The sequence below is a fragment of the Sphingomonas sp. S-NIH.Pt15_0812 genome (assembly GCF_003951315.1).
Lineage (GTDB): Bacteria > Pseudomonadota > Alphaproteobacteria > Sphingomonadales > Sphingomonadaceae > Sphingomonas.
The window spans coordinates 1-9,715 of sequence record NZ_QLJH01000059.1; the positions used below are offsets into that span (position 1 = coordinate 1).

Genomic DNA, 9,715 nt, shown 5'->3' on the forward strand with positions numbered 1-9,715 from the left:
GCCGCCCTGACCCAGCATGATCTCAACCTCGCGCAGCTTCCCGATGATTTCCTCGGGCTTGTGCTTCTTGGCAGGCATTCGTCGTCCCTTCCTTGGTCCAGACTGTCATAGTCGATGGACCACTCAGAGGGGGGCAGCTCAAATCGACTCGCGCCCGAAAACGCCATTCATGTGACCTCTCGGATAGCGGGTACCAGCCACAGACACGTCTTGGAAACAAGGCTGCTCTTGCAGTTCTACCGCTTACAACAAAGGGCTGCCAATCTCTTGATCAGCAGCCCCTGATAAGAAGACGAAGCAGTCAGATATCAGACAAGAGACACCTTGATCGACCGACGCCGGAAGCGAGCGGTTGCGCCGATCATTCCGAAACCGAGGAGCATCATCGCCCAGGTAGCGGGCTCGGGAACCGCGGCAGCCGTTCCGACGACATCGAATTCGCGGTAGATGGTCGCTGCAGGATCAGCGGGAGCTATGTCGAAACGGATCGCCGCTACGCCGGAGGCAAAAGCGTCAACGCCGGAATTTACATCGTTCTCGAGGGTAAGACGCGACGCCTGGTTCAAGCCACCTGCGTTCGAGCCGATGAAGGAGCCGAGATTGACAAAACTATCAACGCCGGTGGTCACATAGCTGACGAAGACGGTGTAATTCTGACCGGTACGATTGTCCTCGTGCGCAGCAAAGGACGAAATCCGCGTAAGATCGTAGCCGTTACGCGCGGTCGACAAATCGAATTTATAAACGAGCGAGAAGGTGCCATCGCTATCGAAAGCGCCACCCGAGCTATCGAAACCGTTAGTATTGGCGCCATTCATGCCGTCGTTCAGCACCGTCGAAGCCTGGCTGGAATTGCCGAACGCGGTGTATCCAGTCTGCGTCACACTCAGCAGGCTCTTGCTTCCCGCATTGATCAAGTCATTCGCCAGGATTGATCCCGCAAAAGCTTGCTGGTTATTGCTTTGCGTATCGTTGCCAGTGCGAACTAGCGTGGCGGCCTGTGCCGTCACAGGAAGTGCAGCCAGAAGCATCGGCGCACTCAAAATCGCCACCATCGTCTTACCCATATTTCCCCCGTCAGATTCTGGTTTGTGTGACAACGACGTTACCGATGCTAAAGGGATAGTTTGTGATGCCTCTCCGAAGCTTCGCTAGCATCCCGCTCATCTCGATCGTCGATGGGTAAGGCTGTTAATCGCTCGTTTAGGATCGACCTATGGCTGCACGTCTCATTTGATGAGATATCGCATACACTTATCCCAATGCGGGGCACTTTGCGCGGTCGACAATGCCCTGAGATCAACGCAGCTCCCGCTGCCAAGTGCGAAACTGTTCATCGGGTTCCGCACGCTGCACAGCCGCCCGATAGGTGCCAGGCCGAGTGCCGAAGCGTGCAAGGAAAGCTCTATTGGCCTGACTCTCGTCTTCAAAGCCTGCCGCTCGGGCGATCACCCCGAAACGTCGATCCTCTCCCGGGTGGGACAGAAGTCGTCGCACATACTCCAGCCGCCGGGCCAATATGAATTTAGCGAGCCCGCCTTGTGCTCGCAGCGCGCGATAGAGCGTTGCTCTCGACAACCCTACTTCTACAATGGCCTCTTCAGGGCCAAAATCAGGATCACTGAGGCGAGCGTCCACGACGGCTTGTAACTCGAGCAGGCGGGTATTCTGCCCAGATTGCGCAAAAGCATTTTCACTGCCTCGCCGAACCTCGATCATCGACGCAAGTAGGCCACCTAGGGCGGTGGTTAATCCGGGCAGCGATCGCTCCTCAAGTTTTGGGAGGGATTCAAGCAGCGACCGAATGAATGAAATATAAAGCTCGGTTTGCTCGCCATGCGCAACCAGCCCGTGCAGTCCGTCAAGCGGACCCACCATATCCTCAAGTCGCCGCGACGCCATTGAAAGAGTGGCAACATGTACGTCGTAGGCTTCGTTGCGTAATGGCGCGTTCGTATCCATGATCACGAGATCACCCGCCGTCAGACCCATGACCCCCATGCCAAGGTCGACCGTCAGCCGGCCGCTCAGCACAAGCGTCGCCGTCCAGTGGGAAAGACCATAGCGGGATAGGTTCCCGGGATCTCGGCTATGACCTACGTCGTTCAACCGCCGGTCGTACAGGAACGCACGATCCAGCCGCCATCCCCGAAACGTTGCTCGCAGATTCGGACCCGTCTGCGAAATATCGGCGCCGGCGCTGTACAGGGCGCGATAACGTGGAAGGCGAATATCTGGCGGCAGCAATTCGGTGTCGAACTCTATCCGTTCCACGGGCCGTGCTGGGGAAGTCACAGTGTCTGCTGCGCTGTCGTGGAGGCAATGACAGCGGCAAGGGTGCAGGCCGTTGTCACAGCCGCCCCGGTTACCAGCAGCGCATCACCAAAGGCTGTTCCTGCCCGTCCCACATGCATGGCAACAGCCCCCGTCAGCAAAGGGCCTGAACCAACCGCGAAAAAGGTCGTAAATGCGAGGTACGTTCCGTTCACCCTGACGCTTTCGCCACGTGGCGTACGGAGTTGGATACCGAACAGTCCGCCGAGAAGCGCTATACCTAACGACACCAGCATTGCTGCCATGCCCACTATCGCACCAATTAATGTGGGCACTCGAACGACCGCCGCCAAAGACACGAGCGCCGCTACCAGAGCGATGAGCACAAGCAAGGGCATCCGTTCCTGCCGGCGGTGAGATCGGGCAAAAAGCCAGCCGGCGATCATGGGCCCTGCTGGTGCCGCGAACAGCGTTACGGACCCAATTAATAGGGCTGCGTCTACCGTCGAAAGGCCGCGCTCTCGGACCAGCAACGTTGGCAACCAGTTCAATATGGCTTGTGCAAACATCACGGGCGCGAACGCGACCAGAAAGACGGGCAGCAACTCGCGCCATCTCAGCCGAGGGTCCGATTTAGCCTTTGTCGAGAGAGGTGCAGGAGAACGTTTCGACAACAGCACCCCGGCCGCAACGACGTTCGGAATTCCAGTTAGGATGAACAACCAGCGCCAGACAGCCACGCCGCTCTGATTTGCCAGTGGCTCGAGGAGGACGAGCAACGAACCGGCCGCCAGCAGAGCCGTGCTGCGCCCCAGGCTCGCCCCGCTGACGAATACACCCAGCGCTTTGCTCTGATTTTCAGCAGATGCGCCATCGACCAAATACGCAATCGCTAAAGGTACGAAGACACCTTGACCGATGCCCATCATCGCTCGTGCGGCCGTCAATGTACCAAGTGAGGTAGCAAGTCCCGTACAGATGCTGCCCACGGTCCAGATTATCACGCCGACGCCTAGCCACCCTCTCGAAGGGGGATGGCTACGACGAAATACGGCCAAGACGGAGGCGGCCACGCCATAGGTCGCCGCGAACGCCGTACCTATGATCCAACCGGCCTGAGCATCTGTCATGGGAACGCTACTACGTATGAGAGGTAGCGCACCGCCGATCATTGTGCGGTCAATGAACGCGAGGCAGTGGAGCATCGCTAGCACGATTACAAGCCGCATGGCCTAGGTGCCTCCAAGCGGCCGGTTCGGTACTACATAGTGCTTTGGCTTAGTGATCTACTTAGGTCAACACGTTCATTTCCCCGGCGTTTGACGAACGTTAATGGGTGAAGCAGAGGCACCGCCGAGGGCACGGGATGCCCCCATCATTTCCTGATCATGCTGATCAGATCGCGGCCTGAGCACTCGTAAAGCGTTGTAGGCGCGAACTCCGCAAGATTAAACTACGTTATGCTCGTTCAGTGGTTGCAAAGCGGGTACGCCACCAGCAACACGGAGCGTTTGTCGAGGCTTGCTTAATTTCTAAAGCTCGTCGTAACACAATGATCCATATCCGGTCATTAACGCTCCCTTCCCTGCTTCCCAACTTCAGACATCCATTCATCAGGATAGAGCCGCCAAAGTATGCCGCCCGCGCGTGAGCGGCTGATTAGATCGAGCGCAAGCAGACCGTTCGCTTAGGAAAGTGGTATCCCTCCCCCAAGCATTGATTAGGCTGACTCCACTCAAGCTTGGCGGCGAACTCCACCGTCATCCGCGCAAAGTGGTGCTGGCCTATAAAGGCTATTTAGTAATATGATGGCGTGGCATCCCGAAGCTTAGCCGGGATCAAGCGGCGTGAGGGGGTTCGGCAATGAGTATGATAATAGGCCTACTGGTTGCGGCTGCCACCGGTTCGACACCTCGCCCACTTAATGCATCGAGTTGGGTTTCAATTAAGGACTATCCTGCGGAAAGCCTGACTGAACACGCTCAGGGCACCGTGGGGCTGCAGTTAGCCATAGACCCCGAAGGGTACGTCTCAGGCTGCACTGTCTCCAGTTCAAGCGGTTTCCGCTCGCTCGATGCCGCTACATGCTCCCTGATCTTCATTCGTGGTCGCTTCAGCGCCGCTCATGATGCGGCAGGTCAACCCACGGCCTCGACGTACGCCACCAAGATCACATGGCGTTATCCTGACGACATACCGTCGCCGGTTGAGCCCAAGGCCATCGAAATTGGCACCATTGCGATCGAAGAAGGCATGGGCATGTCGGTCCTCCATGTCGCTCCAAGCGGCATCATCTCAGCCTGCGATCCTGCCGAAGCAACGTACAAGAACATGCTTCGCCCGCCCGACCTATGCCATCTCTTTCCAGTCGGTTCGAGGTTCTCGCCGCCAGCCGTCCGAAAGGGAAAACCAGTGCGTCGTATCGTAACTGTGAAGATCGATATGGGCAGCGTCGTGGCACGCTGACTGGAGCTTCGAATTACCGTCCGCGTACCGGAAAGAAGCTGATACGATGTTGGGTGTTGAGTCCTGCGCCAGACGGCACCGCTTCGCGGCTCCTGCGTTCTCCTCAGCTATAAAGAAGAGGGTGGCGTGAAAAGTAGATTGGGTGTGGGGTTGGGCTTGGCGCTGTTGATCACGGCCGAGCCGGCGGTCGCGCAGCAGGCACAGGACGAAGCCATGAAGGACGAAGCGTCACAAACGCCCGTTCAGGACGTGCAGGGACGCGGAGCGGTCGGACAACAGGGCCCTGCCAGTTCGCTTGGGAATACTCAGGCACAACCGGACAGCGGCGCCGCTGCTTCCAGCACAGCGGAACAGGAAGTGTTCCCTTCGGCACTCACGGCGGACACGCGTAGGCCGCCACCCCCCGGCCTGATCGGTGACTGGCTCGCGATCCGCACCCGGTTGGCACGTCGCGGTATCGGCCTGACCGCGCGCTACGCCTCCGAAAGTGCCTACAACGTCACTGGTGGTGAACGGCAGGTGCTCCGCGAGACCGGCCAGTTCGACGCGGGCATGTTGCTCGACCTGGACAAGGTTGCCGGATTGAAGGGCGGCGCCTTCCAGGCGACGATTACCTGGCGGCGCGGTCGCAATCTCAGCGACGATGCCGGGCTCGGCACGCTTCAACAGGTGCAGGAGGTTTACGGACGTGGCCAGACGCTGCGGGTGACGCAGCTGTGGTACGAGCAGGTGATCGGCGACAAGCTGGAGCTGAAGCTTGGCCTCACCAACCCGGGGGAGGATTTTGCAGCGTTCTCGTGCCAGTTTATGAATTTGAGCTTCTGTGGCGCGCAGCCGGGCAATCTCGCCGGCGATTATTGGTTCAACTGGCCTGTCAGCCAGCTGGGTGCGCGCGCCCGGATAAAGCTGGACAAGACGCACTATGTGTCGGCCGCGGTGTACCAAATCAACCCGCGCAACCTGAATGAGCGGTTCTTCGTCGCACATGTCAACGGCGGCACAGGTGTGCTGATCCCAGTCGAGGCGGGCTGGACGCCAACCGCCCGCGACGGACGGGTCGGCGCGTACAAGATTGGTGGCTGGATCGCCACTGCCGACGGCGACGACGTCTATCTGGACGTGAACCGACGCCCGCAGGCGGTTACCGGCTTGGAGCCGCTGCAGCGTTCGTCGCGCTACGGCGTCTACGTCAACGTGGAACAGCAGCTCACTGGCCGCGCCCGAGACGGCAAGGCAGTCTCTGGGCTGAGCGTCTTCGCCAATGTCACCCAGACGGACCGGCAGACCAGCGTCACCGACAATCAGGTTTCACTCGGCCTGTTCTACCGCGGCCTTGTGCCCCGTCTCCGCGGTGAGGTGCTGGGCATTGCGGTGGCGCGGACCAACGTCAACGGCCGGATCGCACGCGCACAGTGGCTCGCTTCCACGGCGGGACGAGTCCAGGACGGGGCCGAGCAGGCTGCCGAGTTGTTCTACTCGATCCAGCCGCTCGAAGGGCTGGAACTCAGGCCCAACGTGCAATGGATCCGGCATCCAGGCGGTGTAAAGCAAGCCAACGATGTAGGCGTAGTCGGGCTAAAGGCGGCGATCACGCTATAGCCCCGCGCGACCGAATGGCTCAAGCCGACCCGGCTAGTCGCGCAGACCAAGAGAAAGGTTGTCGTTTGGACATTCCGCCCTTTCCATGGTGGCCGCAGCGACCCAGAAACGGCCATTCCGGACGCCCTACCCGCTTCCCAGCTTCGGACGTTTGTTCAGCTAGGTGTGGCGTCCACGGTGGAGTCATCGCGGATGCGCAATTGACTGACGGGTTGGGTTACCGGCTTTTACAGCAGCGGTGGCGGGTGTCGTAAGTTTGCCCACTTGGAAAGACGCGCTAACATTGGCTTTCTGAATGGTCGACGAGGTTGCTCGTGGAGGCCGTAATCAGGAGACGTCCATGTCAGTCAAAGTCATAGCGTTTGTCGCCGTCAAGCCGGGCCAGGAGGATGGCTTCGTGGCTGCGGCTCGCCCTTGTATCGAGGCATCGCGTGCTGAGCCGGGAGTGCTCTATTATGACCTCTGGCGAGAGGTGGATGGGGAGCAGCGCTTCGTCTTCAATGAGTTGTACGTCGATGATGCAGCTGTGCAGGCCCACATGGCATCCGCACATTTCAAGGCGTTTGGAATGGCCACACGTGATCTGGCTGCTGCCCGGCCCATCATCACAGTGACCCACGCAGTCGAAGTGGCTGACTGACATGCTGCCACGCGCGCTTGCCTTTGACGTCTTCGGTACGGTTGTCGATTGGCGATCAGGCATTACGCGAGCATCTGCTGATTTCCTCTCGAGGATCGGGCGCTCGGACGTCGATGCAGCTGCGTTCGCGGATGATTGGCGATCGTGTTATCAACCCGCGATGGCGGTCGTCCGAGACGGCGAACGACCGTTCGCTATCCTCGACGTCTTGCATCGCGAGACCCTGGAAGCGACCTTGGGCAATCTCGGCATCAAGATCGATGCTGTAGACCCGGCATTGCTGGACGATTGGACTCGTGCCTGGCACCGCCTTGATCCCTGGCCTGACGTGGTCGAGGGGCTGAAACGACTGAGAACGCAGTTTCCCGTCGTCACCCTGTCGAACGGCAATATCGCTCTTGTGCTCGACTTAGCCCGCCATGGCAGTGTGGTGTGGGACGCAATTCTGGGTGCAGAAGTGACCCGGAAGTACAAGCCGTCTCGCGAGGCGTATCTGGACACTGCCAAAATCCTTGATGTCGCGCCAAGTGAACTATGCCTGGTGGCAGCACATCACAGCGACCTTGCTGCAGCTCGGGGCGCAGGCCTGCTCACTGCATATGTCGATCGACCGTTGGAACGCGGTGGTGCGCCAGCCCCCGACGCTCATCAGCGACAAGATTGGAATTGGAAGGCGAACAGCTTCACTAATCTGGCCGACCAGCTCGGCTGCTAGCAATCGATCCATGATCCTGACTAGCGTGTCGGGCTGTCGGCCGTGAAGGGGGAGCAGCATGGCTTCATGACCGGCTGGAACTCCATGAGCTCCACGCGCGTGCCGTCGGGATCATAGAGGTTTGCCTGCCACTTGCCGTCCAGTCCCATCTGCGGGCCATCGTGCTTGGCACTAAGCCGATCCTCCCGATAAAGCGTCGTGACGGCAGCCTGCATGTTCTGAACACCTAATGAGAGGTGGTTGAGGACGCCGAGCTGGCGAGCATCGACTTTGTCATCGGTCACGTCCGATCCGGCGCCGACCATCATATATTCCAGCCAATCACGACCATCGGGGGTTTGCTGCGACACCCAGTCGACCTTGTCGGGCTTGAACGCGCCGAACCAGTAGGGACGGAAGCCAAGCAGCTGTCGGTAGAAGCCATCCTGTCTCGCTCGGTCGTGCACCGCATAGCCGACATGGATGATCCGTCCGCTGATCGCACCCGGCACTGGCGTATCGACGCCCCTTGCCGGTTGGACGAACTGAACACCATTTCCCTCCGGATCGACCGTAGCAAACCACAACTCGCCTTCCGGACTACGCTGGATACCGCCGAGCTTCTCCACCCCGCGCTTCTGCAACCATGTACGCAAGGCGCGCGCATCGGAGGTCGTATAGGCGACATGTGCGAGCATGCTGGCGCCCTGCCTTGCTCCGGCGGGCAGAACTTCAACGAACTGGCGGTCACTGAGATAATAGCGGACGCCATCCGGGTTTTCCGGGTCGCTGCCCTTCCTTGCTCCAAGAACGTGCGTATAAAATTGATCGGCCTTGCTCATGTCACGGGCATAGACAGCGAGATGAGATACGCCTGTGATTGGCGGCCTTGCCTCTGGCGCGTTTACTGCACCGAGCAGCGTTACGGCGGTCGCTGTTGCCAGCAGGAAACGTGCGATCATTGGCAGGCTCCTGGATTTCGGTAGGTTTGCGTCACTCCGGCAGCAATTCAAGGTAGGAGCGCGTAGGTGACGGTAACTTGAGCTCTGGTTTCGATCGGCGTCGGCTTCGTATCAAGCACAACAGGTGAAACGCGCGGTGCCGGCGGCGCAGCGGGAGCGTTCGCCCCTATCCGCGAGGCGGACACTGTGATGTCGAAGCTTGGTTGATCATGAACGGTAACAATCGGGCCAAGCCGCAGCCCCGCACCCGTTGCAAGAGCTTCCGCCCGTTGCCGTGCATCGCTGACAGCTGCTGCGCTGGCCCTTCCCTGAGCCGTCTTCGGGTCCGACAGTGCGAACCCTTGCAACCGGGCATCACTGGCACCGAGACGGGATGCAAGACCAGCAGCTGTCGCAGCCTTCCCGACTGCCTGGGTTCGAACACGGGCCTGCATGGTTGCGATGAAGCCGGCTACTGCGCAATCACCGCTGCTGAGACGTGGTTGACTTGCATAGCCACGCGCATCTGTGCACCCACCGCCCCGCGCCTCGATCACAGTGACGTTGCTGGTGGTGAAGTCGCTGTTCGGCCCCAACAAACCTGCAACTCCCGTACTGACCGCCTTCTGCTTCGCCGAGAGCGCAGCGGTGGCCGCGTCTGGCGTAGGCCCCTCGCCACGGAGGTAGATGTCAAGGTTCGCGATGTCCGGAACAGTTTGAACAATGCCCACGCCTGTCACTTGCACAGTGCGTCCAGAGGGATTTTGAGCGTTCGCATTCTGAGAGAATAGTACGGCACTCGCAAACAGCCAACGCATCATGCCCTTAGCCTCTCCTGTTTCTGCGCAGCATCCTTCAAACTGACGGAAACGGCAAGGCGAAGCTCATGGGGCGTTACCGCCTTTTAGTAGAAGCGCATGTCAGCGTGCACCAAACGCGCCTCATTAACGGTCATTTAGAAAGCTTACCCGCTGTGACGTGCTCCCCAAAGCTCTACCAGTCATAACTGGAGTCCGGGGTTGGTATGGTGCCCCTCTGGGCGGTGTTGCACAACCCGCCTGGCGGCATCGGCGGGCGTCAGCCCGCCAGCACCACTATGCG

At 59.5% G+C, this 9,715-nt stretch carries 9 protein-coding genes; 4 read left to right on the forward strand and 5 right to left on the reverse strand.

Going from position 1 to position 9,715, the window contains the following annotated elements:
• Positions 1-308 precede the first annotated feature (308 nt).
• The 3 genes from BRX43_RS21095 to BRX43_RS19220 all read right to left on the reverse strand — a co-directional run bounded on the left by BRX43_RS21095 (position 309) and on the right by BRX43_RS19220 (position 3,503).
• Positions 309-1,067 (reverse strand): PEPxxWA-CTERM sorting domain-containing protein, encoded by a 759-nt coding sequence (locus tag BRX43_RS21095; protein WP_241215085.1) that lies wholly within the window; start codon positions 1,065-1,067, stop codon positions 309-311.
• Positions 1,068-1,299: 232 nt separating this feature from the next.
• Entirely contained in the window at positions 1,300-2,274 is a 975-nt protein-coding gene (locus BRX43_RS19215) for a helix-turn-helix domain-containing protein (RefSeq protein ID WP_125996674.1), read from the reverse strand.
• A gap of 17 nt (positions 2,275-2,291) precedes the next feature.
• Positions 2,292-3,503, reverse strand: a complete 1,212-nt coding sequence (locus tag BRX43_RS19220) for an MFS transporter (RefSeq protein ID WP_125996675.1) — start codon at positions 3,501-3,503, stop codon at positions 2,292-2,294.
• A gap of 634 nt (positions 3,504-4,137) precedes the next feature.
• On the opposite strand from BRX43_RS19220, the gene BRX43_RS19225 reads away from it, so the two are divergent.
• The 4 genes from BRX43_RS19225 (at position 4,138) to BRX43_RS19240 (ending at position 7,694) form a co-directional block, all read left to right on the forward strand.
• Positions 4,138-4,740 carry an energy transducer TonB gene (locus BRX43_RS19225; RefSeq protein WP_125996676.1) on the forward strand — a complete coding sequence of 201 codons (603 nt, stop codon included), beginning with the start codon at positions 4,138-4,140 and terminating at the stop codon, positions 4,738-4,740.
• Between the two features lie 156 nt (positions 4,741-4,896).
• Positions 4,897-6,339 (forward strand): carbohydrate porin, encoded by a 1,443-nt coding sequence (locus BRX43_RS19230; RefSeq protein WP_241215086.1) that lies wholly within the window; start codon positions 4,897-4,899, stop codon positions 6,337-6,339.
• A 340-nt stretch (positions 6,340-6,679) separates the two neighbouring features.
• Positions 6,680-6,979 carry a putative quinol monooxygenase gene (locus tag BRX43_RS19235; protein ID WP_164523688.1) on the forward strand — a complete coding sequence of 100 codons (300 nt, stop codon included), beginning with the start codon at positions 6,680-6,682 and terminating at the stop codon, positions 6,977-6,979.
• Between the two features lies 1 nt (position 6,980).
• On the forward strand, positions 6,981-7,694 hold the full coding sequence (locus BRX43_RS19240; protein ID WP_125996678.1) for a haloacid dehalogenase type II: 714 nt from the start codon (positions 6,981-6,983) through the stop codon (positions 7,692-7,694).
• A gap of 20 nt (positions 7,695-7,714) precedes the next feature.
• Here the strand turns inward: BRX43_RS19240 and BRX43_RS19245 are convergent, their stop codons facing one another.
• Both BRX43_RS19245 and BRX43_RS19250 read right to left on the reverse strand, forming a co-directional pair.
• Complete coding sequence (locus tag BRX43_RS19245) at positions 7,715-8,635, reverse strand: VOC family protein (protein ID WP_125996679.1); 921 nt, start codon at positions 8,633-8,635, stop codon at positions 7,715-7,717.
• A gap of 47 nt (positions 8,636-8,682) precedes the next feature.
• Complete coding sequence (locus BRX43_RS19250) at positions 8,683-9,435, reverse strand: SIMPL domain-containing protein (RefSeq protein WP_125996680.1); 753 nt, start codon at positions 9,433-9,435, stop codon at positions 8,683-8,685.
• Positions 9,436-9,715 lie beyond the last annotated feature (280 nt).

Coding starts and splice junctions, on each gene's coding strand:
- BRX43_RS21095 (WP_241215085.1), bottom strand. CDS start 1,067: ATGGGTAAGACGATGGTGGCGATTTTGAGTGCGCCGATGCTTCTGGCT.
- BRX43_RS19225 (WP_125996676.1), top strand. CDS start 4,138: ATGAGTATGATAATAGGCCTACTGGTTGCGGCTGCCACCGGTTCGACA.
- BRX43_RS19240 (WP_125996678.1), top strand. CDS start 6,981: ATGCTGCCACGCGCGCTTGCCTTTGACGTCTTCGGTACGGTTGTCGAT.
- BRX43_RS19245 (WP_125996679.1), bottom strand. CDS start 8,635: ATGATCGCACGTTTCCTGCTGGCAACAGCGACCGCCGTAACGCTGCTC.
- BRX43_RS19220 (WP_125996675.1), bottom strand. CDS start 3,503: ATGCGGCTTGTAATCGTGCTAGCGATGCTCCACTGCCTCGCGTTCATT.
- BRX43_RS19250 (WP_125996680.1), bottom strand. CDS start 9,435: ATGATGCGTTGGCTGTTTGCGAGTGCCGTACTATTCTCTCAGAATGCG.
- BRX43_RS19235 (WP_164523688.1), top strand. CDS start 6,680: ATGTCAGTCAAAGTCATAGCGTTTGTCGCCGTCAAGCCGGGCCAGGAG.